General features: G+C 58.2%; 29 protein-coding genes. 11 read left to right on the top strand and 18 right to left on the bottom strand.

Features of this window, described 5'->3' with window-relative positions; genetic code table 11:
* Window positions 1–192 precede the first annotated feature (192 nt).
* The 4 genes from AC13RC_RS12580 to AC13RC_RS12565 all read left to right on the top strand — a co-directional run bounded on the left by AC13RC_RS12580 (window position 193) and on the right by AC13RC_RS12565 (window position 2,620).
* Window positions 193–453, top strand: coding sequence for an accessory factor UbiK family protein (locus AC13RC_RS12580; protein ID WP_069612652.1), 261 nt, complete (start codon window positions 193–195; stop codon window positions 451–453).
* A gap of 390 nt (window positions 454–843) precedes the next feature.
* A complete protein-coding gene (locus tag AC13RC_RS12575) occupies window positions 844–1,344 on the top strand; it encodes a type III secretion system chaperone family protein (RefSeq protein WP_069612651.1) in 501 nt (166 codons plus the stop codon).
* Window position 1,345: 1 nt separating this feature from the next.
* A complete protein-coding gene (gene proC, locus AC13RC_RS12570) occupies window positions 1,346–2,185 on the top strand; it encodes a pyrroline-5-carboxylate reductase (RefSeq protein WP_113351860.1) in 840 nt (279 codons plus the stop codon).
* A gap of 93 nt (window positions 2,186–2,278) precedes the next feature.
* The gene (locus tag AC13RC_RS12565; RefSeq protein ID WP_152096218.1) at window positions 2,279–2,620 is read left to right on the top strand and encodes a tRNA-binding protein; all 342 of its coding nucleotides are present in this window, start codon (window positions 2,279–2,281) and stop codon (window positions 2,618–2,620) included.
* A gap of 34 nt (window positions 2,621–2,654) precedes the next feature.
* Here AC13RC_RS12565 and AC13RC_RS12560 read toward each other — a convergent pair whose 3' ends face one another.
* The 6 genes from AC13RC_RS12560 to AC13RC_RS12535 all read right to left on the bottom strand — a co-directional run bounded on the left by AC13RC_RS12560 (window position 2,655) and on the right by AC13RC_RS12535 (window position 7,509).
* A complete protein-coding gene (locus AC13RC_RS12560; protein WP_488557302.1) occupies window positions 2,655–3,236 on the bottom strand; it encodes a DUF1349 domain-containing protein in 582 nt (193 codons plus the stop codon).
* A gap of 11 nt (window positions 3,237–3,247) precedes the next feature.
* Window positions 3,248–4,630, bottom strand: coding sequence for an ATP-binding protein (locus AC13RC_RS12555; RefSeq protein ID WP_069612647.1), 1,383 nt, complete (start codon window positions 4,628–4,630; stop codon window positions 3,248–3,250).
* 23 nt (window positions 4,631–4,653) lie between these two features.
* On the bottom strand, window positions 4,654–5,355 hold the full coding sequence (locus tag AC13RC_RS12550; protein WP_069612646.1) for a response regulator: 702 nt from the start codon (window positions 5,353–5,355) through the stop codon (window positions 4,654–4,656).
* A 76-nt stretch (window positions 5,356–5,431) separates the two neighbouring features.
* On the bottom strand, window positions 5,432–5,902 hold the full coding sequence (locus AC13RC_RS12545) for a MarR family winged helix-turn-helix transcriptional regulator (RefSeq protein ID WP_488557335.1): 471 nt from the start codon (window positions 5,900–5,902) through the stop codon (window positions 5,432–5,434).
* A gap of 457 nt (window positions 5,903–6,359) precedes the next feature.
* Window positions 6,360–6,623: a hypothetical protein gene (locus AC13RC_RS12540; RefSeq protein ID WP_092711633.1), complete on the bottom strand. Its 264-nt coding sequence runs from the start codon at window positions 6,621–6,623 to the stop codon at window positions 6,360–6,362.
* Between the two features lie 247 nt (window positions 6,624–6,870).
* Entirely contained in the window at window positions 6,871–7,509 is a 639-nt protein-coding gene (locus AC13RC_RS12535; protein ID WP_145316556.1) for a DUF1236 domain-containing protein, read from the bottom strand.
* Between the two features lie 244 nt (window positions 7,510–7,753).
* Between AC13RC_RS12535 and AC13RC_RS12530 the strand changes: the two genes are divergently transcribed.
* Entirely contained in the window at window positions 7,754–8,398 is a 645-nt protein-coding gene (locus tag AC13RC_RS12530; RefSeq protein ID WP_488557301.1) for an MBL fold metallo-hydrolase, read from the top strand.
* An 8-nt stretch (window positions 8,399–8,406) separates the two neighbouring features.
* On the opposite strand, the gene AC13RC_RS12525 is transcribed toward AC13RC_RS12530, so the two are convergent.
* The 5 genes from AC13RC_RS12525 to AC13RC_RS12505 form a co-directional block, all read right to left on the bottom strand.
* Window positions 8,407–8,955 carry an AAA family ATPase gene (locus AC13RC_RS12525; protein WP_488557300.1) on the bottom strand — a complete coding sequence of 183 codons (549 nt, stop codon included), beginning with the start codon at window positions 8,953–8,955 and terminating at the stop codon, window positions 8,407–8,409.
* Window positions 8,956–9,187: 232 nt separating this feature from the next.
* A complete protein-coding gene (locus AC13RC_RS12520; protein WP_488557299.1) occupies window positions 9,188–9,625 on the bottom strand; it encodes a BA14K family protein in 438 nt (145 codons plus the stop codon).
* Between the two features lie 148 nt (window positions 9,626–9,773).
* Window positions 9,774–9,989: a cold-shock protein gene (locus AC13RC_RS12515; RefSeq protein WP_004116423.1), complete on the bottom strand. Its 216-nt coding sequence runs from the start codon at window positions 9,987–9,989 to the stop codon at window positions 9,774–9,776.
* 498 nt (window positions 9,990–10,487) lie between these two features.
* Window positions 10,488–11,378 carry a DMT family transporter gene (locus AC13RC_RS12510; protein WP_488557298.1) on the bottom strand — a complete coding sequence of 297 codons (891 nt, stop codon included), beginning with the start codon at window positions 11,376–11,378 and terminating at the stop codon, window positions 10,488–10,490.
* Between the two features lie 99 nt (window positions 11,379–11,477).
* Window positions 11,478–12,638 carry a PQQ-dependent sugar dehydrogenase gene (locus AC13RC_RS12505; protein WP_269244961.1) on the bottom strand — a complete coding sequence of 387 codons (1,161 nt, stop codon included), beginning with the start codon at window positions 12,636–12,638 and terminating at the stop codon, window positions 11,478–11,480.
* A gap of 517 nt (window positions 12,639–13,155) precedes the next feature.
* Here AC13RC_RS12505 and AC13RC_RS12500 point away from each other — a divergent pair.
* Entirely contained in the window at window positions 13,156–14,358 is a 1,203-nt protein-coding gene (locus tag AC13RC_RS12500) for a pyridoxal phosphate-dependent aminotransferase (RefSeq protein ID WP_113351865.1), read from the top strand.
* 140 nt (window positions 14,359–14,498) lie between these two features.
* Here the strand turns inward: AC13RC_RS12500 and AC13RC_RS12495 are convergent, their stop codons facing one another.
* On the bottom strand, window positions 14,499–15,560 hold the full coding sequence (locus AC13RC_RS12495) for a calcium:cation antiporter (RefSeq protein WP_371864925.1): 1,062 nt from the start codon (window positions 15,558–15,560) through the stop codon (window positions 14,499–14,501).
* Window positions 15,561–15,831: 271 nt separating this feature from the next.
* Between AC13RC_RS12495 and AC13RC_RS12490 the strand changes: the two genes are divergently transcribed.
* Entirely contained in the window at window positions 15,832–16,113 is a 282-nt protein-coding gene (locus AC13RC_RS12490) for a DUF2188 domain-containing protein (RefSeq protein WP_092711617.1), read from the top strand.
* Here AC13RC_RS12490 and AC13RC_RS12485 read toward each other — a convergent pair.
* Window positions 16,110–16,625: a GrpB family protein gene (locus AC13RC_RS12485; protein ID WP_145632825.1), complete on the bottom strand. Its 516-nt coding sequence runs from the start codon at window positions 16,623–16,625 to the stop codon at window positions 16,110–16,112. The two genes, AC13RC_RS12490 and AC13RC_RS12485, sit on opposite strands and share 4 nt — an antisense overlap.
* A gap of 2 nt (window positions 16,626–16,627) precedes the next feature.
* Window positions 16,628–17,542 (bottom strand): LysR family transcriptional regulator, encoded by a 915-nt coding sequence (locus tag AC13RC_RS12480; protein WP_145632449.1) that lies wholly within the window; start codon window positions 17,540–17,542, stop codon window positions 16,628–16,630.
* A 92-nt stretch (window positions 17,543–17,634) separates the two neighbouring features.
* Between AC13RC_RS12480 and AC13RC_RS12475 the strand changes: the two genes are divergently transcribed.
* On the top strand, window positions 17,635–18,612 hold the full coding sequence (locus AC13RC_RS12475) for an SDR family oxidoreductase (RefSeq protein ID WP_488557297.1): 978 nt from the start codon (window positions 17,635–17,637) through the stop codon (window positions 18,610–18,612).
* Window positions 18,613–18,749: 137 nt separating this feature from the next.
* Here AC13RC_RS12475 and AC13RC_RS12470 read toward each other — a convergent pair whose 3' ends face one another.
* The 4 genes from AC13RC_RS12470 to trxB form a co-directional block, all read right to left on the bottom strand.
* The gene (locus tag AC13RC_RS12470; protein WP_113332265.1) at window positions 18,750–19,862 is read right to left on the bottom strand and encodes an alkene reductase; all 1,113 of its coding nucleotides are present in this window, start codon (window positions 19,860–19,862) and stop codon (window positions 18,750–18,752) included.
* A gap of 150 nt (window positions 19,863–20,012) precedes the next feature.
* The gene (locus AC13RC_RS12465) at window positions 20,013–20,306 is read right to left on the bottom strand and encodes an ArsR/SmtB family transcription factor (protein WP_069612851.1); all 294 of its coding nucleotides are present in this window, start codon (window positions 20,304–20,306) and stop codon (window positions 20,013–20,015) included.
* A gap of 564 nt (window positions 20,307–20,870) precedes the next feature.
* Window positions 20,871–21,767 carry a LysR family transcriptional regulator VtlR gene (locus tag AC13RC_RS12460; protein ID WP_092711607.1) on the bottom strand — a complete coding sequence of 299 codons (897 nt, stop codon included), beginning with the start codon at window positions 21,765–21,767 and terminating at the stop codon, window positions 20,871–20,873.
* 23 nt (window positions 21,768–21,790) lie between these two features.
* Entirely contained in the window at window positions 21,791–22,765 is a 975-nt protein-coding gene (gene trxB / locus AC13RC_RS12455) for a thioredoxin-disulfide reductase (RefSeq protein WP_095435379.1), read from the bottom strand.
* A gap of 238 nt (window positions 22,766–23,003) precedes the next feature.
* Here trxB and AC13RC_RS12450 point away from each other — a divergent pair, with 238 nt between their 5' ends.
* Genes AC13RC_RS12450 through AC13RC_RS12440 form a run of 3 tightly spaced genes read left to right on the top strand, consistent with a single transcriptional unit; the run spans window position 23,004 to window position 25,354 of the window.
* On the top strand, window positions 23,004–23,471 hold the full coding sequence (locus AC13RC_RS12450; RefSeq protein ID WP_015340578.1) for an Lrp/AsnC family transcriptional regulator: 468 nt from the start codon (window positions 23,004–23,006) through the stop codon (window positions 23,469–23,471).
* A 4-nt stretch (window positions 23,472–23,475) separates the two neighbouring features.
* On the top strand, window positions 23,476–24,384 hold the full coding sequence (locus tag AC13RC_RS12445) for a glycosyl transferase (protein ID WP_488557296.1): 909 nt from the start codon (window positions 23,476–23,478) through the stop codon (window positions 24,382–24,384).
* A gap of 55 nt (window positions 24,385–24,439) precedes the next feature.
* Window positions 24,440–25,354, top strand: a complete 915-nt coding sequence (locus tag AC13RC_RS12440; protein WP_488557334.1) for a glycosyltransferase family 92 protein — start codon at window positions 24,440–24,442, stop codon at window positions 25,352–25,354.
* Window positions 25,355–25,363 lie beyond the last annotated feature (9 nt).

The raw sequence follows: 25,363 nt of genomic DNA, 5'->3' as shown, positions 1-25,363 counted from the left end.
AAAATGTGCGCGGAACATGGCGTTCGCTGTCGAAACGGTCAAGTCGATTGTTGATCTCGCCGAGATGGCAGCTCCGGTTGTCCAGTCCTATCTCAATTTGCTTGCATCGGCCCCTTGGAAATCCTACCTCAGCACTATCTGGCCCATATCGATGCCTGACCGTTGAGGGCCGACGGCCGCAAGGAGATTGCAATGAGCACTGGACCGAACCGAATCTTGGATGAATTCGCCAAGCTGATGACCGATGCCGCCGGTGCTGCCCAGGGCGTGCGCCGCGAAATCGAGACCGCCTTCAATGCCCATGCCGAGCGCTGGCTGAACAGCATGGATATCGTCAAGCGCGAGGAATTCGAGGCCGTTCGCGAAATGGCGATCAAGGCGCGCGACGAAAACGAGGCACTGCTGGCGAGAATCGAAGCGCTCGAAGCCAAGCTCGCTTCAAAGGGCAAATAAGCCTGGACTTCTGTTTGCTGATCGGCGCGGCACCCGTTTGGCGCGCCTTTTTTCTCTGAAAATTTCCGCCAGTTTTTCCACCTGTGGACATAGGCAAAAAAGCCAATCGCCAGAGTCGGTTATGACTCCCTTCTGAATAGACGTCGGAAGAGCTTTCCACAGTGCCGTTTCCAAAATCACCGTTCAGGGGCTGGCATGCCGGGCATGCCGCTATACACTGATTTTAAATGATGATTCGAAACGGACTTGGTAAGCCCCGGGCATGGTGGAAGCGTTAGTCTGGCAGCCGTTCAACATCATCCCGAGGATGTTTCCGGAGTAAAATTGTTTGCGTTCTTTCAGTGTCGAGCCACGGGAAAACTGCAACCGATCCGGTCAAGAAGGTGCTGCATGAGCCTTATGGAAATGGAAGCCGAACGACAATCGAATCCGGTCGACATGATCGAATTCGTTGCTGCCAACAACGACTGGTCGTTCGAACGGTCGGGCGAAGACGAAATCGCCATGACCGTCGAAGGGCGATGGACCGACTATCACGTCTCGTTCTCCTGGATGGAGGAATTCGAGGCGCTGCACATAGCCTGCGCATTCGATGTCAAGGTTCCGGACCCGCGCGTCAACGAGGTGATCAAGCTCTTGTCCTGCATCAACGGGCAGGTGCTGATGGGCCACTTCGATCTGTGGCGTCAGGAAGACATCGTCATCTTCCGTCAATCGCTGCTCTTGTCGGGTGGGGCGGAGCCCACGAACAGGCAGGTGGAAGTGCTGCTTTCCAACGCGCTTGATACATGCGAGGCTTACTATCAGGCTTTCCAATTTGTCGTATGGTCCGGGCTCGATGCAAACCGTGCCATGGAAGCCGTACTCTTTGAAACGGTAGGCGAAGCGTGACATGACAGGTGAACAATCCGCCAATGCATTTGCATCCTCCGGGCCGATCGTTCTGATCGGCGCGGGCAATATGGGGGGCGCATTGCTGACGGGGTGGCTGAAAAACGGCGTGCCGGGCTCTTCGGTCGTTGTCGTTGATCCCAATCCGGCCGAAGCGATGCGGAAAATGATTGCGGATGCGGGCGCAAGCCATGTCACCGAAGTTCCGAAAGGCTTGACGGCGGGCGTTCTCTTCATCGCCGTCAAGCCGCAACTCATGGACGCGGTTCTGCCGCCGTTCAAACCGCTCGTCGGAGAGACGACCGTCGTCGTCTCCATTGCGGCCGGCAAGACGCTCTCTGCGCTTGAGAGGCATCTGGGAGACGCGGCCATGGTACGCGCCATGCCGAATACGCCCGCCATGGTCGGGCGCGGCGTGACCGGCGCTTTTGCCAATGCGCGTGTAAGCGATCGCCAGCGGCAGCTGGTCCAGAACCTGTTGAAGGTATCCGGTCCGGTCGAATGGGTGCCTGGCGAAGCCGATATCGATTCGGTGACTGCGGTTTCGGGCAGCGGGCCTGCCTATGTTTTCTATCTCGTGGAATGCATGGCGGAGGCGGGCCGAAAGCTTGGCCTGCAGGCGGACCTCGCCATGCGGCTCGCACGGGAAACCGTCGCGGGGGCTGGTGAATTGTTGCACCAGTCTCCCGACGACGCTTCGCGCCTGCGCCAGAATGTGACGTCTCCCGGCGGAACGACTGCAGCGGCGCTCGGCGTGCTAATGGCGGAAGACGGCATGCAGCCATTGTTCGATGCGGCTCTGGAAGCAGCGCGCAAGCGGGCGCAAGAGCTGGCAGGCTAACAATTTCAGGAAAAGTGCATAGCGGTTTTCCGCCTGGAATTAGCCGTTCTGCGAAGCGCTAAAGCGTTCCAGGTTTTCGATAAAGGACAGGGCATGACGGAAGAGATCACCTATGGCGATTTCGAGCGGGTGGATATCCGCGTCGGAACGATCATCGAAGCGGAGACTTTTCCGGAAGCACGCAAGCCTGCTTACAAGCTCAGAATCGATTTCGGGCCGGAGATCGGCATCAAGCGTTCCTCCGCACAGATCACCGTACATTATACGCCGGAATCTCTTATCGGCCGGCAGGTGTTGGCCGTGGTCAATTTCCCGCCACGCCAGATCGGACCGGTGCGTTCCGAAGTGCTGACGCTCGGTTTCGAGGATGAGTCCGGCGCAATCGTTCTCGCTGCGGTGACCCAGCCGGTGCCGAACGGTAAGAAGATGATGTGAGCTGTATCCCTTTCGCAATCGAAGGGAAGTGCCCTCAGTGGATGTCCCTCGATAGCGGGTCGCTCAGGCTGAAATCGAGAAATTCCACTTCGAAGCCTTCGCGTTGCGGCGAACAGAAGGCGGGACCGACCGACACTTCCTCCAGCATCGGATCGAACCAGGCGAGCCTCGCCATGCGCCACTCGCTCATACGGTCGGTGCGATACTGGATGAAGAGGGCATCGCCGTTGCGCGTGACCCGTGCCGACATGGCATCGAATTCATGATCGAGCCGGAAGGCCGACCAATCGGAATTGCCATTGGTGACGACGACGCTGAAATGCCTGGCGCCGTCGGTATATTCGATCCCGCATTTCATCCAGCGCCTGGCATCGTGGCGGATCATCAGGCCGGCCTGATCGTAAAGCTCGCGATAGTGGCCGACAAAGGTGACTGCTGCGGTGAAATCGCCACGGCGCGGCGTGCCGAGAAAATGACCGTTGTCGCGATGGAAGCCGTAATAGGTCTCCTGCCAGAAATCGGTCTTGTCGCCGGAACGGACAAACAATCGTCCTTGGTTCACCTCCCACATCGGCGGCGCATTCAGCCAGTGCATGCCATCGATATCGATCGCCATGTGACGCCTCCTCAGGCAGGAATGCGGATAGTGGCGCGCAGGCCGCCGAGCGGGCTGTCGCCAAGCGTGACGTTGCCGCCATGGCTGCGGGCGATGTCGCGCGCGATGGCAAGGCCGAGGCCTGTGCCCGACTTGTCGAGATTGCGGGCCGAATCCAGCCGGAAGAACGGTTTGAAGACGTCATCGCGTGCCGCGGCTGGAATGCCGGGGCCATCATCATCGAAAATGATCGTCAGCCATTTGGCGCTGTGCCTTGCTTCGATGCGAAGGCTGTTGGCATAGCGCCGGGCGTTGGTGGCAAGGTTCGTCACCAGGCGGGTAAAGGCATTCGGCCGGACGGAGATTTGATCGTCACCGTCGATGGAGAAGCTCATGGATTTACCGTGCAGCGTGAAGTCCTGCTGGATCTTCTCGAAGATATCGCTGAGCTTGAACTGACCGACATCTTCTTCTGCCTCGCCGCGTGCGAAGGCCATATAGCCCTCTAGCATGCTTTGCATGTCCTCCACATCTTCGCTAAGGCCGGCAAGATCCGGATTTTCCCCGACAAGGGCAAGCTGCAGCTTGAAGCGGGTCAAAACGGTTCGCAGGTCATGGCTGACGCCGGAGAGCATCGCCGTGCGCTGCTCGATCTGCCGTTCGATGCGCTCGCGCATCAGGATGAAGGCGAGACCGGCGCGGCGTATTTCGTCGGCGCCCCGCGGGGAATAGTTTTCCAGTCGCTGTCCTTTGCCGAAGCTTTCCGCCGCCTGGGCGAGAGCCAGGATCGGACGGATCTGGCCGCGCAGGAACAGGACGGCGATACCGATCAGGACCAGAGACGTGCCGACCATCCACAGGATGAAGATATGGGTATTGGACGCATAAGTCTGGCTGCGCTTGGCGAAAACGCGCAGCACCTTGTCGGGCAGTTTGATGCGGATTTCGACCAGGCTGGAGTTGCCGACGGTATCGATCCAGAAGGGCAGGTTGATCTGATCGCGGATCTCGTCGCTCAGAATGCCGTCGAGGATCGAAAAGAACGGTTTTTCGGCGGGCGGCGGCAGCTCGCCACCCGGTTCGATCGAAATGGCGAGATCGAGCTTCTGGCGCGCCATCTGGGTGATGGCGGAATAGTCGGCATCCTGCGGATAGGTCTGTATGATGGTGATGATGGCGGCGATGTCGCGCGTTGTCGCCATCGACAGGCGCTGAGTCACCATCTGCCAGTGGCGCTCCATGAAGACGACGGTAACCACCGCCTGCAAGATGATCATCGGCAGAATGAAGATCAGCAATGAGCGGGCATAGAGGCCGGTCGGCAGGATATAGCGACGCATCCAGCGCGAAAGCCACCGCAATCCGTTGGACGGCGTGTGATCCTGGTCGCGTCTGATCGAATCGAATGTCACCATCACCTGGTCCCGCGGAGCCGATCTCAGTCTATGCTAAGGCGGTAGCCGATGCCACGCACCGTCTGCAGCCAGATAGGGTTGGCCGGGTCGTCTTCAATCTTTCGGCGCAGCCGGTTGATCTGCACATCGATCGTTCGTTCGCCCACCTCTGCGTCATTGCCGATGAGCTCGTGACGCGGGATGGTCTCGCCGGCACGCTTGGCAAACAACAGCATGATTTCCTGCTCGCGGTCGGTAAGCCGGATGAGTTCCGCCGCCTTCTTCAGCTCCTTGCGGGTGAGCGAAAACGTGTAAGGTCCGAACATCACAAGCTCGATTTTCGGGGAATCGGCGGGCGCATTGCGGCGAAGGATATTGTTGACGCGCAATACCAACTCACGCGGGTCAAAGGGCTTTGGCAGATAGTCGTCCGCGCCGGCCTCAAGGCCCGCTATACGGGAGTCGGCTTCAGCCAGTGCCGTCAACATGATAATCGGAATGTTCTTGATCGCCCGCAGGCTCGACGTCAGCGCGATGCCGGATTCGCCGGGCATCATCACATCCATGATGATGAGGTCGAAGTCGAGCCCTTCCAGCTTGCGGCGGGCTTCGGCGCCATCGGCAGCAGACGTGACGCGAAAACCTTTCTCCATGAGGTAACGATTGAGGAGGGCACGGATACGTGTGTCGTCGTCCACCACCAAAAGATGTGCTGCGTCATCCGAGATTGCTGCTTTTGTCGTCATTCGGTCCGTCTCGATCCTGTCCTACCCATCGATTGCATTGAGGCACTCCGCACCGGCACAGCGGGCTGAATCGCCGTCATTTCAACGTCTGCATTCCCCTCAGGAAACGCTTCACGCTTTCGCGCGTCGCTTCCGACGCGCCTTCGAATGCCCTTTCAATGCGGCGCGATTGCGGCTCGGCCAGCGCCAGCGCCAGATCGCGGCCGGCTTGCGTCGGATACAGCTTGCGCTGCCGCCGGTCCTCCGGACCTGCGACCTGGCGAATATAACCCGAATCGATCAATTGTTTGAGAACCCGCGCCAAACTCTGTTTGGTGATCTGCAATGTTTCCAGAAGGTCCGCAACCGTCATGCCGGGTTCGCGGTTAACGAAATGGACGACACGATGATGGGCCCGGCCGAAACCGCTCTTGACGAGGATCTGGTCGGGATCGGAGACAAAATCACGGTAGGCGAAGAAAAGCAGCTCGATAATCTCGAAATCGATGCTTCCCGCGTTTTGCATCGGTGTGCCCAGCAGCTCCGTTTTTGCCGCATTCTGGCTCATCTGTCGTGGCACCGTGACATTTCCTTTCCTATTATGGAGCATCCGGGAAATTTCCGCAAAAATATGTCAGCTCTATTGACGCATTTCTACGTCGTTGCCCGCTTTCGCACAATGCTGTGCGGCCCGAATGGGCTGCCCTATCGGGAAATTAAGCGCGGTCCCGCAAAAACTCCAACATATCCTGTATATTAATCCGTCGCCACAGGGGCAGAATATGGCCGATAGCAATCATGCCTTGAGGTGGCGAGATTGTTAGAGAACAATGGGGCGAGAGGCAGGCGCCCTTGCTGAAGGTCGCGCATGCCCGGCCGTCGAGCGGCAACCATCGTGAAAGCGGGTATCTTTTCCGCGCCATCAGCTTCAAGGCAGGGGCGAGATGCGCCTGTTGCCAAACGGAATTGATGTTGATCCGCACAAGCCGGGTGTTTGTCGGCCCGGCTTGTGCGATCCGATCTAGTTACGACTTACGGCCGAGAACGGCACCGACGATCGCGGAGAGCACGCCGCCGGCGACCAACGAGGATATGCCTTGCGCGATGAGGCCGGTGAGAGCTTCGCTGCCGATCAGGTTCAGGATCAGGCCGCCGCCAAGGCCACCCACGGCTCCGGCAATCGTTCTCGCAATGAGATTGATCCCATCCTGCTTCAAAACGGCGCTCGCGGCGTTGCCACCGATCGCACCGGCAATCAATTGCGTAATGATAGGCCCTAGACTTTCCATGACTGCCCTTCTCCCATAGTTCCGGAGACGCTTCCGGATGCCCTCTCGCGGCGTCCCGGATCGATGCCAGGGAGCGGCGATAATCCTTCATCGATATTAGGATTACATCATGCACGGATCGCTGGAAATAGAAGAGCAACTCAAACGGGAGAATTCCCTAATAATTTCAGGGGAAATCCTCGGTTTGGACATGCGGCCGACCCGCCGCATGTCAATTTCGCCGTCTTATGCTGTCCTGCGAGGCGAATCAGCGGTAGACGTAGACGATGCGGCGTGTACCCGGATCGACCAATACGGGTTGGTGGTTTACCTCGACGTAGCTGTATTGGTAGTCTGGAATACGGTGTACTTCCACGCTTTGCGGAACGGTGGCGCCAACCACCAGATCTCCACGCAACTGAACAGTATCGACCGGATTGTCGTCGATATAGGTGCGGACTTCCTCAGGCGGGGTGATTGCGACTACATCGCCACCGCTCTGATCGACGGGCCCCAGCAATTCGTCGCTCGGATCGGGCTGAACGCGCTGGACGCTGCCGGTCTGGATCGGATCGGTCTGTTCATAGGTGATGGTGGGAATGCCCAGATCATCCCGGTGGTCCTGAACGACGACCGAGGTGCCATTCTGTTCGACGCTCAGATATTGCGCATAGACCCAGCCGCGCATGCCATTGACGTCGACCCGGCACCAGCGGCTACCTTCGACGCAGCCGTCGAGTGTTGCTTCGGACCCGCGAGTGGCGACACCAACGGTCGGGAATTCCGCACCGGGCCCGGAACGAACTTCTATATCCGTGGCGGTGGTTGCGGCCATCTCGGCCTGGGCGAGACCCGCGCTGCCGAGAAGGACAAAGCCGGTCAGCAACAGATTTCTCTTCAAGGACATTGGTTTTCTCCTTCTGTCTTGAAAGACCTATCTTCAACGTTTCGAGTGCCTGAGTGTTCCGGTTTGCCGGACACCAATAGGTCATCGTTCGATGAGAGGATCAAATAAGCGTTTGAAAACATGGGTATTATCGAATCTTGAGGTTCGGTTGCCGCGTTTGGATCACTTTGAAGCTTCGGGGGCTGTTTTGTCTGATGTTTGCCGTTATACCGGCAGTACGACGATCAAACAGACGAGGCGCTCCATGGGCATGCTCCAGGCCGGCATCATTCCGGTGACCCCTTTCGAACAGAACTGCACCATCCTGTTCGATCCGGAGACCAAGGAAGGCGTGGTGGTCGACCCGGGCGGCGATGTCGATATCATCCTGCAGACGGTGCGCGAGAACGGCATTACCCTCAAGGCCATCTGGCTGACACACGGCCATATCGATCATGCCGGCGGTGCCGACGAGGTGCGTGAGGCACTCGGCATCGAGGTGATCGGCCCGCATGAGGACGATCGCTTCCTGCTGGAGGATATCGAAGCCAAAGGCAAGATGTTCAACATCAGCGGCGTGCGCAACGTTACGCCGGACCGCTTCCTGAAGGAGGGCGACAAGGTTTCCTTCGGCGAGCATGAATTCGAGGTTTTCCATTGCCCCGGCCATGCGCCCGGCCATGTCATCTATGTCAACAGGAAGCAGGGCTTTGCCCATCTCGGCGACGTGCTGTTCAACGGGTCGATCGGCAGAACCGATCTGCCCGGCGGCAATCATCAGCAGCTTTTGGAATCGATCCGCGACAAGGTTTTCCCGCTTGGCGATGAAGTCGGCTTCATCTGTGGTCACGGGCCGGGGAGCAAGATCGGCGACGAGCGCCGCACCAATCCCTTCCTGCGTGGGCTGTAGGCAAAGCGTTACCAGCGGGCCTTTTGCCCCGCATTCCCGTAGCATCTGGAAAGAATATCGTCGACAACATTGGCGAGCGGCACTGTAGCGTCGATGTTTATCGCATGCTTCGGAATGTCCTCCTGCGTCGCGTGCAATCGCACGATGACGTCTCGCTCGGCGGGCTTGCCGCCAAACTCATCTTCCGGTCTGGTGGCAAGCCGGCGGTTTAACGTGTCCGGATCTACGTTGAGCACGAAGACCTCATCGAACAGATCGATAAAGCGATGAAAATTCCTGGAGCCGCCGCAGAAGAAAGTGGTCGGATTGCTTCGATCGGCGACGAGGGATTTGACCTTGCCGACATCCCAAAGGTGATGTCTGTGCCCGAAGGCCACATCGCCAATGTGCTCCCGAAGGGCAGAGGCATCCAGCGGTTCACCCGTTTCCAGATCGCCCTTATAGGCCAACTCCCGATCGCCATGGATGACATGGTAGCCGCGCCGCTGCAGTTCGGTGGCGACAGAGGTCTTGCCGGTTCCCGAAACACCTTCGATCAAATGATTTTTGATGCCCATCCTCGACCTGGAAACCTTTGCCGCACGGTTAAAATGATGGCAACGAGCACATAATGCCAGCGTGATCATGCGGGATATTATCACAGAGTGTCTGGACGGCAGCTCAGAACGCGTACGCCGGCGTTCTATCGGAGACGTTTTTCTGAGAGGAGAGGCGGCTACAAATCAATCAGGCGCCGCTTGAAAGCGGCGCCTCGGTTCCTGCATTCTCATTCGGGCTATCTGTCGAAAATCAGTCGGCCGTGCAGAAATGGCGCATGCCGTCAAAGCCGACATAGGTGCCGGTGCGGCCATCGAAGCTTCTGTAGCGGTCGTAGCAATAGCGCATCCATGCGGACGACCAGGGACGCAGACCGTATGCCGGCGCTGGCGCATAATAGCTGACGTCGCGCTCGACATAGACGCGGCGCGGTGCTGGGCGATAGTAGTAGCCAGGGGGAGGAGCGTCGTAGCCTGGGTCGACATAGGCCGGGGCCGGTTCGACGTAGCGCGGCTGGCTGGCAATGGCGGAGCCGACGATCAGGCCGGTTGCGAGCCCGGCGGCGCCGAATGCCCAGCCGTCTCGGTTATGATGGCGCCAGTATTCGCCGGCGGAAGCGGCGCTCATGGAAGTGATCGTCAATGCCGCCGCGACGGCGGACATGACAAGCGTTTTGCCGAGTATGGTCATTGGCCTATCCTCTAACGGAAGCGGGACAAAAGTCATTCCCGCCCTTTCATGGGAGGCAAATTATACGTGGCAAACTGAATGCAGACTGAATGACAAAACCCGGCATTGCTGCCGGGCCTCAACTCGAATTTGAAAGCCGTAAGGTGTCTTAGCCAGCAATCTGCAGATTGACGGCCTTCGGCCCCTTGCCGCGGCGATCCGGTTCCGTGTCGAAGCTTACCTTCTGGTTTTCCGACAATCCTGCCAGACCAGAAGCCTGAACTGCAGAAATGTGTACAAAGATGTCCGCGCCACCCTTGTCCGGTTTGATGAAACCGAAGCCCTTATCGGTATTGAAAAACTTTACAGTGCCAGTCTCGGCCATGCCTCAGGTCCTTTTCTCTCTGCCCACCATCCACACGGGCAGCATTACTTCAGTTGCCCTTGCGGGCGCTTGCAGGCAGTTCTCGAAATTTGAAGGAAAAGGTCCCCGTAACTCGGCATGATCTCGATGCGATGTTTGCCACCCCGCTTCTCGACCAAGCTGACCGGAATATTAGCGTTTCCGGCTCGCAATTCTATTAGGACTTCCCATGCTCTAAAAATGCCCGAACACTGTTGAGAGTGCTGTGTTTATGGGAAATTGGCAAGCAAAAGTTTTTTAACGTGGCACAACAGGCACAATACCGTAACGCGAATATGTTAAGGCGATTCGCAAATTTTCCCACTTTGAAACAAGTTTCTAAGGGTTTTGCATCGCTCGCGATATAGTTTTGGCGAAATTTCCCCAAATCCGCTGGTGTGAACAGCCGTTTTCGATTGTTCGAAAAATTTTGGCGTGCCATGCTGTCAAGCGCCTAAAAGCGCGCATTTCCGGCGTTTTTTATGCTGTGGCGTCGCGCCGCCGAGTCAATTCCGGCACCAATTCCACGGCCAGCATCGCCGTAAACATCAAGGCGCAGCCGGCATAGCCGAGAGGGCCGATGGTTTCGCCGAGCAGCAAGGCGCCGAGTGAAGCCCCGAACAGTGCCTCCGAAGACAGGAAGATCGCGGCTTGGGGAGCGGTCGTATAACGCTGGCCGATGATCTGCAGCGCGAAAGCCAGGCCTGAGGAAAAGATGCCGACATAGAGGATCTCGCCGAGTGCGGCGCTAATATCGGCGATGCTGATTGGTTCGATGGCGGCGGCAACCGCGAGAGCGAGAACGGCGGTGACGGCAAATTGCGTGGCGGAGATGCCAAGCGGCCGGCCGGTGTCGTTGACGGCGGAGCCGGCGAGCGTGATTTGCGCTGCCCAGAAGAGTGCGCAGATCACGGTCAGGAAATCGCCGACGGTGAGGCGCGAGAAGGAGCCACCCGACAGCAGGTAGATGCCGCAAAGCGCCATCAATGCCGCGGGCCAGATGATCCAATGCGGCGAGCGGCGCAGGAAGATAACGGCGATCAGCGGCACGAAGACCACGTAGAGACCGGTGATGAAGCTAGAATTCGTGACCGTCGTTGTCAGCAGGCCGAGCTGCTGCGTTGCCGCTCCGCCGAAGAGAGCGAGGCCGATCAGCAGAAAGGAGAGCCAGTTGCGAGGCGTCAGCGGCTTGGCGGCCTTCCTGTTTTCCATCCACACGAAAGGCAGGACGACCATGGTGGCCACGGCGAATCTGAGGCCGATGAACCAGAAGGGTCCGATCGCCTTCATCGCTGTCGATTGCGCAACGAAACCGCCGCCCCAGATCGCGGCGGCAAGCAACAACAACAAATTCGCCTGTATGCGAGACATCTGCATCCTGCGGGAAGGGGAGGAAAGAATGAGGCCGACCGTTAGCAGCTGCTTTTGCTTGCGGCAAGGCCGAAAGATGCTCCAAGCGGCGCGTTGAGCCTAACTTGCTGCTCTCGAAATCCTCAGAAGCGCACCGTCGCTTTCATCCGTCGTGATCAGCAACGCACCGTCGGGCGCGACCGTTATGTCGCGCAAGCGGCCGAATTTTCCCTCAAACATGCGTTCCCGCTCGGTGATTTTGCCTTTGCCGTTCTGGCTTAGCCGTGAGAGCAGCTCGAACTTCAGCGCCGTGACGAGGAAATCACCGTTCCATTCGGGAAACATCTTGCCGCGATAGACTGCAATGGCGCCGGGGGCGATCGAAGGGTCCCAATAGAAGCGCGGCTGCTCCATACCTGCCTTTGCGGTGCCGATGCCGATTTTCGTGCCGTTATAATTGACGCCATAGGAGATGACCGGCCAGCCGTAGTTCTTGCCGGCTTCGGGCGTGTTGATCTCATCGCCGCCCCGGGCGCCGTGCTCTGCCGTATAGAGTTTGTTCGTCTGGCTGTCGAAGGTGATGCCCTGAGGATTGCGATGGCCCTTCGTCCAGATTTCGGGAAGGGCACGCTTTCCGTCTCTGAACGGATTATAGGCAGGAATGCTGCCATCGGCGCCGATATGGATGATGGAGCCGGCATCGTCGTGAAAATCCTGTGCGCGATCCTGTTGGAAGCGATCGCCAAGGCTGACGAAAAGGCTACCATCGCGGGCGATCGCGATGCGCGAGCCGTATTGGAGATTTCCGCGCGACAGCTTGTTCATCACGAAAATGCGCTTCACATCGGTCAGCTGCTTTTCGTCAGGAGATAGTGTGGCGCGGAATACGGCCGTACCGCTTCCGCCGTCGCCTGCCACCGAGGCGGTGAAATAAAGGGTGCGGTTGCTGGAGAATTTCGGATCGAGTTCCACATCCAGCAAGCCCCCCTGACCATGGGCATAAACCTTGGGGACGCCTGAGATTGGAGCGGAAATCTTGCCATCACGGATGAGCCGCATGCGGCCTGGCCGTTCGGTCACGAGATAGGCACCATCGGGCAGTACGGCAACCGCCCAGGGATGTTCCAGCCCGGCCGCGATCGTCTCGACCTTGACGTCGACCTTTTGCGTCTGGATGGTCTGTATAGGTTCGGCAAACACCGATGTTGCCGTCAGCAGGGCACAGACCATCAAGGCGATCGCAAATCGGTTTCCGCCTGAATCCGCTTTTGCCTCACGCATCTGTCTGACCTCCCAATAGCCTCGCTTTTGCAAGGTGGGGCCGTTCAGTTGCCATTCAAGGCTAGTTGCGGAGCCGATAACGCCTTTGTGTTCTCGCTTTTGACTGATGGATGCTTTTCGGCTCATTCAAGCCTGCTTGCGAGGGAGGCGTTTTGCACGCAAGAGGCATCCGGCCGGCCCCGTGGGAAGATGATACCGAGGGAAGTATTTGATCTCTATTAGAAATTCCCAGCATCCTCAGAATCCGATTCAGGCGCTTCGCGTAATGATTCAAGTTTGGATCGAGCGGCGATGCCTGGCTACGATCCATGCGGTCCGGGCAAAATCGGCAAGCGCGCTCGCGGTCAGGCTTCTAGCCGGGTAAGGAAAGCTTATGCACATGGCCCGGAAACCCATGAAATAAAGCCACTGTGACGCCTTTGTGCTTGAAACGTCGGCCCATATTCGACATAGAGCTTAGCGCAGAAATCTGGTCCACAGGCTTTCTGCCATTTTCAACCGAATAGGACCGATCACCATGGCCTTTCTTGCCGACGCTCTTTCCCGTGTAAAGCCTTCTGCCACCATCGCCGTTTCCCAGAAAGCGCGCGAGCTGAAAGCAAAAGGACGCGACGTGATCGGCCTCGGCGCCGGTGAGCCGGATTTCGATACGCCCGATAATATCAAGATGGCGGCCATCGACGCGATCAATCGCGGCGAGACGAAGTACACGCCGGTTGCCGGCATTCCGGAACTGCGCAAGGCGATCGCCGCCAAGTTCAAGCGCGAGAACAATCTGGAATATGCTCCCGAGCAGACCATCGTCGGCACGGGCGGCAAGCAGATCCTGTTCAACGCCTTTATGGCGACGCTGAACCCCGGCGATGAAGTCATCATCCCGACGCCGTACTGGGTTTCCTACCCGGAAATGGTGTCGCTGTGCGGTGGCACGCCGGTTTTCGTTGCCACGACACAGGCCAACAACTTCAAGCTTCAGCCGGCCGATCTTGAGAAGGCGATCACGCCGAAGACCAAGTGGTTCATGTTCAACTCGCCGTCCAACCCGTCGGGCGCGGCCTATTCGCATGCTGAGCTGAAGGCGTTGACGGACGTGCTGGTCAAGCATCCGCATGTCTGGATCCTGACCGACGACATGTACGAGCACCTGACCTATGGCGAGTTCAAGTTTGCCACTCCGGTCGAGGTCGAGCCGAGCCTCTACGACCGCACGCTGACGATGAACGGCGTGTCGAAGGCCTATGCGATGACCGGCTGGCGTATCGGCTATGCTGCCGGCCCGCTGCAGCTCATCAAGGCGATGGACATGATCCAGGGTCAGCAGACCTCGGGTGCGACCTCAATCGCCCAGTGGGCTGCCGTCGAAGCGCTGAACGGGCCGCAGGACTTCATTCCGCGCAACAAGAAGATCTTCGAAGGTCGCCGCGATCTCGTAGTCTCGATGCTGAACCAGGCGAAGGGCATTTCCTGCCCGGTTCCGGAAGGCGCCTTCTACGTCTATCCGTCCTGCGCCGGCCTGATCGGCAAGACGGCTCCGACCGGCAAGGTCATTGAGACGGACGAGGATTTCGTCTCCGAACTGCTGGAATCGGAAGGTGTGGCGGTCGTCCACGGTTCCGCTTTCGGCCTCGGCCCGAACTTCCGCATCTCCTACGCGACTTCGGAGGAGCTGCTCGAGGAAGCTTGCCGCCGCATCCAGCGCTTCTGCGGCGCCTGCAAGTAAGCGGCCATAATCGTTCAATTGAAAAGCCCGCCAGAGATGGCGGGCTTTTTGCATTCAGCTTGCCGGTTTCATCTTCATCAACTGATTCAAGCGTTTCGCAATTTGAATCCGCCAGTCGGCGCAAGTCTTTGAAATCGGAATCAAAGACCGAGCGCTGTCAGCATGATGAAAGTGGCAAAGAGAATGAAATGGGTCATGCCCTCAATGGCGTTGGTTTCGCCGTCGTTGAGGTTGATGGCGGCGACGATCAGGGTGATCATTACCATGACCGTCTGCACTGGCGACATGGCCATCATGAAGGGCTGGCCGGTATAGAGCGCAATCGCCTCCATGACCGGCACCGTCAGGATGACGGTCGAAAGAGAGGCGCCTAAAGCGATATTGACTGTCGCCTGCATGCGATTTCTGAGCGCCGCCCGCAGAGCAGTCAGAATTTCCGGTGCGGCGGAGATGGCGGCAACGACGATCGCGGCGATGGCGGGCGGAGCGCCCGTGCCCTTGAGGCCGGTATCCATGAAGGCCGACATGAATTCCGCCAGCACGCCGATCAGCACGACGCCGATCAAGATCGTGACGATCGAAGTTGTCGTGGATTCTTCTTCATGATGCTCTTCAGCCTCTCCGGCAGCGAGTTTCTTCTCCGAGCGCGGATAGCTGTAGCTGAAGAAATAGCTGTGCCGGCCGACCTGCATGCGCAGGAACAGCGCATAGAGGGCGATCATCGCGACGATGGTGAAGGCCGAATAGTAGTGCCATTTCGCATCCGGGATGAACTCGGGCACGATCATCGAAATGCCCATAGCGGTCAAGATCATAACGCCATAGGTCCGGCTGGAATCGTCATTATAGGGCTGTTCGCCATGTTTCAGACCGCCGAGAAGAGCAGCAAGACCGAGGATGCCGTTGATATCGAGCATGACGGCGGCATAGATGGTATCGCGCACCAGCGTCGGCGAACTCTCGCCGCTCATCATGATGGCGAGGATGATGACTTCGACCGCAACGGCCGAAAGAGTGAGGATCATCGTGCCGTAGGGATCGCCGACCTTGACGGCGAGGGTCTCTGCGTGGTGGGCGACGCGCATGGATGCTAATACAATCGTCGCGATCAATGCCACGGCGGCGACCATCGCAGTGCCTTGGCCCATTTCCAGTATGGAATGCTCGCCGACATAGGCGACGACAGCAATCGCCAGTGCCACTAGCAGGTTTTTCTCCTGCTTAAACCATTTCGTTATGATCACTTTCCCCACCTTTGCGCCGATTCACGGTTGCACTCTAAAGCAAGGATTTCGCACATCAAGCTTGCGGGGAGGAGGGCGAAATTTGCAGTTAACGCGGTTTAATGGAATACTATGCGGACAGGTCTGCCCAATCACAATGTCGCGGCATCCTCGAACCCGTCTCAGATGCACGCGATTCTGCCGGCAACGTCCGGTTCGAAGGTCTTGGCAGATGAGAAGGAGGGTCTGAATGGTCAAGGTCGTTTACGAAATCGTGCCGCATGACGGTGGGTGGGCTTATCGCTTCCGTGACGTTTATTCGGAAGCGTTTCCAACACATTCCGAGGCGGTGGAGGCCGCGAGGATCGTGGCGGCGGAACAGCAAATCGGGGGAGATTCAGCCGAAATCAGCTGGCAGGACGAGAGCGGCAAATGGCATGAGGAATATGCCGATGGCGGTGACCGACCGGAAACGGAAGTCATCGACGGCCAGATGCATTTTCCGCCGGTGGATACCGCTCCAGGCGCCTAGATCTGCCGCTGGCCGACTGCCTTTTCGATAACCGCGTCGACGAAATGACGTTTCTCGGCAGTGTAGCGATCGCCATCATGTCGATGCATTCCGGCGAGCTCCAATTTCAGCGCGGCATAGGCTGCCGCTTCTGCAGGATGCGCTCGAAGATAATCGCGAAAGATCACCCGGCGCTCGTGGGTCCGGTTGTTCGGCGGGCAGAGATAGACGCGCTCCGGCGGCCTGCCGTCGCGCCGCATGAAGGCCCAGACATCGTCGTCATAGCGATTGCCACGCGGTTCGTAATTCTCCCGCAGAAGAATCTGGGTCGCCGCAGGCACATCGGCTGAGCTGTGCAAGATGATATCGATGTCGATGAGCGGTTTTGCGGCGATCCCGGGAATGGATGTGCTGCCGATATGTTCGATCGTCACGACATAGGGCGCCAGCAATCGTTCGAGCTTTTCGCGGATGCGTTCGAAATCCCCTGGCCAGCATGGGTCGTACGGCACAAGTTCCACCGCTGTTCCCATGGTCAAAATCCATTCTCCACGTTGTTTTCCTTGATGTAATCAAGCAAACCCGCAACGAGGGCATCGAACGTCACGCGGCAGCGTGGCGACGTCTTCAGGTTTTCATGCATGACGATCCAGGTGTCGATCTCCACCTTTATCTCGGACAATATCTGCACGAGGTTTGGATCGCGGCTTGCCAAGGGGATCTGATAGAAACCGATGCCGATGCCGGCGCGCAGCGCATTGTGGAGCGCGATGCTGTGATCGGAACGAAAGCTGAAGGAAGCGCCTTCGAGCATCGGATAACGCTTCAGCATCATGCGTATATAGGCAGTCTGGCGATCGAAGCCGATGAGCTTGTGCCGACGCAGTTCCTCGAGGGTTTCGGGCTTGCCGTACCGCTCGATATAATCGCGATGGGCGAAGAGGCCGAGAGAGATGATGCCGATATGCCGGGCGAGTAGTGCTTCTTGCGCCGGTGCGACCATGCGCACGGCGATATCGGCCTCACGTTGCAGCAGATCTTCCACCGTATCGGAGGCTGAAAGCTCGACGATCAGGTCGGGATAGATTGCCTGCAATTTGGCAAGGATCGGCGGCAGCACTTCCGTGCCGATGACTTCGCTCGCGCTGACGCGCACTGTTCCACGGACCTTGTCCTTCGAGCCGGAGGCCGCGCGCAACAGTGCGGCGGTCGTGCTCGCTAAAGTCTCGGCATAAGGTTTCAGAACGAGGGCGGTGTCGGTCGGCAACAGCCCCTGTTGCGAACGAGTGAACAGCTCCGCACCCACCGATTGTTCCAAGGCGTCGATATGACGGCCGACCGTCGGCTGTGTCAGGCCGAGTTCGCGGGCAGCGGCCGACAGCGAGCCATGCTCCAGCACGGCAAGAAAGGTGCGATAGAAATCCCAGCTTGGTTCAGATAGCGACGCCATACATTTATGTATATCATCTGCAGATTTTTCAGCAATTTCGTTTATCGCCGATACCAAGCATAGTCAGCCCATCGAAACCGATGGAGATGACGATGAGCAACAATAAGGAAAGCACGAAGACGGCACTGATACTCGGCGCGACCGGTGGCATTGGCGGTTCTGTCGCGGAAGGGCTTGCCCTTCGTGGCTGGCGCATCCGGGCGCTGAACCGCAATGCGGCCGAGGCGGCTCGCCGCCAGCCGAAGTTCGACTGGTTCCAGGGCGATGCCATGCAGGCGGATGATGTTCTGAAGGCGGCGCAAGGTGCGGATGTCATCGTGCATGCGGTCAACCCGCCCGGCTATCGCAATTGGGGCAAGGTCGTCCTGCCGATGCTCGACAATACCATTGCCGCCGCCAAGGCGGTTGGTGCACGGATCGTGCTGCCCGGTACGGTTTATAATTTCGGTCCCGATGTTTTCCCGAATGTCACGGAAGATAGCGCGCAACGGCCGAAGACCCGCAAAGGCGCTATCCGCGTGCAGATGGAACGGCGCCTGCGGGCGGCGGCAGAGCAGGGCGGTACGCCTGTTATCATCGTTCGCGCCGGCGATTTCTTCGGCGGCTCTCGGGCCAATAGCTGGTTTTCGCAGGCCATGGTGACGCCGGGTAAGGCGATCAGCACCGTGACCTATCCAGGCAAGCGCGGTGTCGGCCATCAATGGGCCTATCTGCCTGATGTAGCAGAGACCATGATCCGGCTGATAGAGAAAGGCGATAAGCTGCCGGCTTTCGCCGTCTATCATATGCGTGGTCACTGGGATGGAGACGGCAGACAGATGATCGAAGCCGTGCAGCGCGTCGTTGGACGCAAGGTAAAGGTGAAATCATTTCCCTGGTGGATCGTACCGCTAGCCTCTCCCTTCGTAACATTCATGCGGGAACTGCGCGAGATGAGCTATCTCTGGGATGTGCCGTTGGAGATGCGGAACGACAGGCTGGTGGCTGTTCTTGGCGAGGAGCCGCATACGCCGATCGATGAGGCGGTGAGGGCAAGCCTTGCCTCTATCGGCTGTCTTCCGGCAGCTTGAGCCGCCGGTCAGGCATTCTGTCCAAGGGCACTGGTTACAACAGCGAGTGGAAAAGCCCCGCAACATCTTGGTGCGGGGCTCATCGTTAGCTTTATGCCAGCCTTGCCACTGGGGTAGAGGCCGGTCCGTCAGAGAGGTTATGCTGCTTCGTCCAGGGTCGGATAGTCGTCGTAGCCCTTGGCGCCGCCGCCGTAGAGCGTTGCCTGGTCCCATTGGGCGAGCGGTGCGTTTTCCTTCAGGCGGCGGACGAGATCCGGATTGGAGATGAACGGCTTGCCGAAGGCAACGACATCGGCCTTGCCGCTGTCGACGGCTTCGATCGCCATCTCGCGGGTATAGGCATTGTTGACCATCCAGCCGGCCTTGCCGCCTGCAGCCTTGTAGGCCGAGTGGAGAGCGTCATAGTCGAAGGGCAGGAAGTCGCGCTTACCGCCGGTCTGGCCTTCGATGACGTGGATATAGGCGAGGTCATATTTTGCCAGGCCTTCGACGACGTAGGTGAAGAGCTGTTGCGGCGCCGGATCGCTGGCATCGCCGGATGGCGTGACAGGCGAGATGCGGATCGCCGTGCGGCCGGCACCGACTTCCTTGGTGACGGCATCGACCACTTCGAACAGGAAACGCGCGCGGTTCTCGATTGCGCCGCCATACTGGTCGGTGCGGTCGTTGACGTTGCCGCGTAGGAACTGGTCGATCAGGTAGCCGTTGGCGCCATGAATCTCGACACCGTCAAAGCCGGCATCGATCGCGGCGCGGGCCGCCTTGCGGTAATCCTCGATGATGCCCGGGATTTCTGAGGTTTCTAGCGCACGCGGTTCGGAAACATCGGCAAAGCCGCCGGTGCCGTCGCTGTTGACCAGATAGGTCTTCGAATTCTCAGCGCGCTTGGAGGTCGACGAGACCGGCTTGCCACCATTCGGCTGCAGGGTCGTATGGGAGATACGACCGACATGCCACATCTGCACGACGATCTTGCCGCCGTTGGCATGCACGGCATCCGTCACCTTCTTCCAGCCATCGAGCGCTTCCTTGCTGTAGAGGCCGGGAACGTTGGCGTAGCCCTGACCCTGATGGGTAATCGCCGTTGCTTCGGTGATGATCAGGCCGGCAGTGGCGCGCTGGGCGTAGTATTTTACGTTCAGTTCATTCGGCACTGCATTCGGCGAGCGATTGCGCGTCAGAGGTGCCATGACGATGCGGTTGGCGATGGAAATATCACCCAGCTTCGTCGGTTCGAATAATTTGGTCATGGATCGTCCTTTCTATAGGGGGCGGGGAAATCAGGACGAGGCGATCGCCAGGTCCGAAGAACTATGGTGGTTAAGGCAGCAGCTTCTCGGGGAAGATTGCGTCGGTGACGGGGGGCATGGGCGCAAATACAGGGAGCGCAGCAGACATTTTCAGAGTTCCTTCTGCATGGCCGCGAGGAATTCGGCGATCGTTTCCTCGTTGCGCTTGTAGAAAATCCACTGGCCAAGGCGCCGCGTCGTCACCAGGCCGGCGCGATGCAGCGTGCCGAGATGCGCTGAGACGGTCGATTGCGACAGGCCACAGCGCTCGAACTGGCTAGCGCAGACGCCGAGCTCCAACGGGTGCTCCTGGGTCGGGAAATGGGTGTGCGGATCTTTGAGGTGATTGAGGATTTCGAGCCGGGCCGGGTGGGCCAGAGCCTTCAATATCTCGTTCTTGTCCATGGCGTTCACCATATGAATATCGAATAATTGCGATTTATGTATCGACGATTTTCGATATATCAAGGGCGACGCTGAAGATTATTTTCGGCAAGGCCGTCGACGTGCGTGCTTAGAAATTAGGCAAAAAAAGAGGGCCACCGGAATGAACCAGGGCCCTTATAGGTGTGAAGGTCAAAACCTCCAGAGGGGAACAGCCAATGCGGTGGAACTGGGAGGAAAAGCCACCGTGTGCATCAGCTGAGTGCGTTATGATGCTAATTTGTGCAGTGCGCAATGCTTTTTTGTGCATGGCAGTTATGCGTTTGCTACGTCGGCGGCAAAAGGGCAAAAAAAAGGGCCTCCGGAGTGAACCAGGGCCCTATAGGTATGAAGGTCAAAAACCTCCAGAGGGGAACAGCCAATGCGGTGGAACTGGGAGGAAAAGCCACCGTGTGCATCAGCTATGTGCGATATGGTAGTTAAATGGGCAGGCTTCAACTCTCATTTGTGCATATCAGCTATGCATCATATGCGTGGCTGATATACTAGCCGTAAAAAGAGTTCGTTATCAGTGACTTACCTTCGTCAGAAGTTCCAGTTACGAGCCTTCGCGACAATAAAATCACGAAAAACCTTGAGCTTGGCCGCGTTCTTCATCTCGTCGGGATAGCAGAAATAGGTGTCGAAGGACGGCACGTCGGCATTGATGGCAAGCTGAATGAGGCCGGGGTCGCGGCCGACGATATAGTCAGGCAATACCGCGATGCCGATACCAAGCAGGCAGGCGCGCTTGATCGACGTCTGGCTGTTGATCTGCAGGTGCGGCACGCGCTTGTTGTCCGAAGACCGGCCGGCGATCTCCAGCCAGTTGACGTCGAGCAGGTAGTTTGGTGCCGGCTCGCCGAAGCTGATGATGCGATGTTCGTCTAGATCCTCTACCGACTGCGGCTCGCCGTAGCGGTTGATATAGGAGGGGGCCGCATAGACGTGCATGTGCACGGTGAAGAGCTTGCGCTGGATGAGATCCGATTGCTGCGGCTGGCGCAGACGGATGGCGCAGTCCGCATGGCGCATGTTCACATCCAGCTCCTCGTTGTCGAGGATCAGCTGAATCTGCATGTCCGGATAGAGCTGCAGGAATTCCTGGATCTTGTCTGTGAGCCAGCCCTGGCCGAGACCGACTGTGGTCGTCACGCGCAGCTTGCCGCTCGGCTTGTCGGTCGTTTCGGTCAATTGCATCTTGACCGTTTCGAGCTTCAGCAAAACGTCATGGGCCGTGCGATAGAGCAGCTCACCCTGTTCGGTCAGGATGAGGCCGCGCGCATGGCGGTGGAAAAGCTTAATGCCAACGTCTTGCTCGAGAGCGCTGACCTGCCGGCTAATGGCGGATTGAGACAAGTGCAACTTGTCGGCCGCATGCGTGAATGAACCCGCTTCGGCAGCCGCGTGAAAGATACGCAGCTTATCCCAATCCAATGGCATGCCGTTTCCCCTCATCGGCTGCATCACTCCGCAGCCACGGCGACGGGCATGTGCCCGGTCAAATAGCGTTCCGCCTCAAGCGCGGCCATGCAGCCCATCCCGGCTGCCGTGATCGCCTGGCGGAATGTATCATCGGTCACATCACCCGCGGCATAGATGCCTTCGACGCTGGTCGCGGTCGAATCAGGAGCGGTCCAGAGATAGCCATTGTCCTTGAGTTTCAATTTGCCCTTGAAGAGCTCGGTCGCCGGCGCATGGCCGATGGCAACGAAGACACCGTCGATCGGCATTTCCGTGATGGCGCCGGTACGCGCATCGCGCAGGCGTGCGCCCGTGACCGATGGCGGCATCGGCGGCTTGGCGGGCGTGCCGGTGATTTCGGCAACCTCAGTATTCCAGAGGATCTTGACGTTTGCCTTGGCGAACAGGCGCTCCTGCAGGATCTTTTCCGAACGGAAAGTATCGCGGCGATGCACCACGGTCACCGATTTGGCGATGTTGGAGAGATAGAGCGCCTCTTCAACGGCGCTGTTACCGCCGCCGACCACGATCACGTCCTTGTTGCGGTAGAAGAAGCCATCGCAGGTGGCGCAGGCGGAGACGCCGAAGCCCTGGAAATGCTGTTCGCTCTCGATACCCAGCCATTTCGCCTTGGCGCCGGTGGCAATGATGAGCGTGTCGGCGGTCCAGACTTGGCCGCTATCTGTATGGGCAACGAAAGGACGCTTGCTGGTATCGACTTCGGTCACGAGGTCGTTGACGATTTCGGCGCCGACATGCTGTGCCTGCTGAAGCATCTGCTCCATCAGCCATGGTCCCTGGATAGGATCGGCAAAGCCCGGATAGTTCTCGACATCGGTCGTGATCATCAGCTGGCCGCCCTGTTCGAGACCAGCGATCAGAACCGGCTGCAGCATCGCGCGCGCGGCGTAAACCGCCGCGGTGTAACCGGCTGGGCCGGAACCGATGATGAGCACCTTTGTGTGGCGGGCAGGCATAGTCAGTCCTTTCAATTTCGGCGATTGGGAAACCGCGGCTTCAAGCGCGCAAAGCAGGCGATTTCGCGATCCGCGGCTTCATTTATGATTGCCTTATGCATTTATTCAAGGGCAGCCTTGCATTACACACAGAGCAAATCTGCTTTGTGTAAGAATCAACTACGCGAGAGAAACTTTCTTGCGTATTTTCCTGCCTTATATAGAAGCTGGCGAGGGGGAATTAAAGAAAGGCAAGAAAGTGCTTCGCGCTGAGCTCGATGCCATCGATATCAAGATTCTGCGGGAACTCCAGCGGGACGGACGCATGACCAACGTCGAGCTCGCAGACAGGGTCGGCATTTCGGCGCCGCCATGTCTGCGCCGCGTGCGCAAATTGGAAGAAGCCGGCGTTATTGAAGGCTATCACGCCATGTTGAACAGCCCGAAATTGGGCTTCGATCTCGTGGCTTTTTGCATGGTCGGCCTCAAGCATCAGTCGGAAGCGAACCTCAAGGCTTTTGCCAGCGCAACCTCGGCATGGCCGCTGGTTCGGCAGGCATGGATGGTGTCCGGCGACAGCGATTTCCTGCTGCACTGCGTTGCGGAAAATCTCACTCGTTTCCAGGATTTCGTCATCGAAGTTCTGACGGCGAATGAACATGTCGACACCGTGCGCACCATGCTGACCATTCGGCAAGTCAAGAAGCTCGGCCTGGTGGAGCTCTAGGCGAATGGCGGATCGCCCCTGGCATCGGTCGGTGATTAAGTCTGGCGTGCGCCTCTTTCTAGGCGGCTCCCGGGCTCATGTGCAGGACTGGTTTCCGGGGCTCAGCATCGTTCGCAGCCAGAATGTCAGCGAGGTGCTTTACCGCGGCGCCAAGGTTGCAAGCCTTGCCGGCATGGATCGTCTGCGCGAACGTTGCGGCGATGCGGTCTACATCGTCGGCTCGGGTCCATCAATTCGCGATTGCGATCTGAGTGGTCTGGAATTCCGCAGTGCCATTCTTTTGAACGGTGCCATCGGCCTGTCTGGCGACCGGATCGGCGAGCCTTTAGCAATTGCCGTCGAGGATGAGCGTTTTGTCTGGCGACATCTCGACATGCTGCGCGAGAAGGTGGCTCCCGGTTCTCTTTGCCTGTTTTCCGTGGCGGTGCTGCGTGCGCTGTGCGAAATCGACAAAAGTTGGCTGGCAGACAAGACCATCATCCTGATCGACGATATCCGCAAGCCGTATGGGGCGCGCCGCCGTTCGGTCGACGACCTCAAGAAACTGCAATATGTGCGATTGAATACCGAGGGGTCCGCAGGTTTTTCGCTCTCACCGGACCGAGGAGTGTTTTTGGGTGGGTCCGTCGCCGTCTCGGCCCTGCAATTTGCCCTTTATTGCGCAAAGCAGCAGGTCGGCTTCCTGGGGATCGATATATCCAATGCCGGCGAGCCGCGGTTTTATGAGACTTCCAGCGACATGGCGTTCTCCGGCATTGCGCGGGCAGAGAGTCGTATCATCGAGCATCTGGTGCTTGCGCGGCAGATCGCAGCCGAGCGCGGCGTCTCTTTCGTCAACTACTCCCGCATTTCGGCATTGCTCAAATATGATTTTGGTTACGACGACAGGTTTGCATTGAAGCCGCGGGCGTGATCTTCGATGGAGTCGGCGAGGCTGCTTTGAAATTAGGGTCGATGGAATGAAGCTTATGCGCTGGCTGAAACCCAAGGCGTCCGACGCCAAGAAGCTGTCCATCGATCCGCCGGAGCCGAGGGCGGGGCGCCATGGCATCGCTATTGCCGCCTGCGTGAAGAACGAAGCCCGTTACATCGAGGAATGGGTGCGCTTTCATCAGGCAGTCGGCATTCGCCACTTCTATATCTATGATAATGGCTCGACGGACGAGACCTGCTTGCTTCTTCGAAGCCTACTCTCCGAAGACGCGTTGACGATTATTCCCTGGGCTGGGCGCATGCGCGATGCGGCGACATCAGCGGTACTGAACGGCCAGGTCATCACCTTCGCCCATGCGATCCTGAATTTTGGCGGCGATTATCGTTGGATGGCGTTCATCGATGTCGACGAATTCCTGCTGCCGAAGGACGCCGCGACGGTCGAGCAGGCGCTGGAGGTCGTCGGCGATTTCCCGAATGTCTCGCTGCCCTGGCATATGTTTGCGACCAGCGGCCATGAGACACCGCCGGACGGACCTTTGACGTTGAATTATACGATGCGCGGCGCCGATCCGATGACAGCAAAGGAAAATGTCAGCAATTTCAAATGCATCGTTGATCCATGCGAAGTCACCGAAGTCAGTGTGCACCAGTTCCAGACGCGTGCCTATGGCGATCTGACAGCCAATGACGCCGGCAAGCGGTTTACTCGGCGTGCACGCAAGTCCCCTGAGTTCTATTCAAACCGATTTCTGCAGCTGAACCACTACTATACGAAATCCCGGCAGGAACTGATGGAGAAGCTGGCGCGGGGGTGGACCTATGACAGCAGTGCGACCAAATATCGGGACAAGGTCCTGTCCATCGTCAAAAGCATCGAGGAAGACATGGTGGAGGATCGTTCGATGATCGAATTCATCGAGCGCAACCATATTGATCTTAGCCGCTGATCGGTCCGT

The sequence above is a fragment of the Martinezella sp. CNPSo 3890 genome (assembly GCF_057784455.1).
This window is presented reverse-complemented; position numbering and strand designations above follow the sequence as displayed.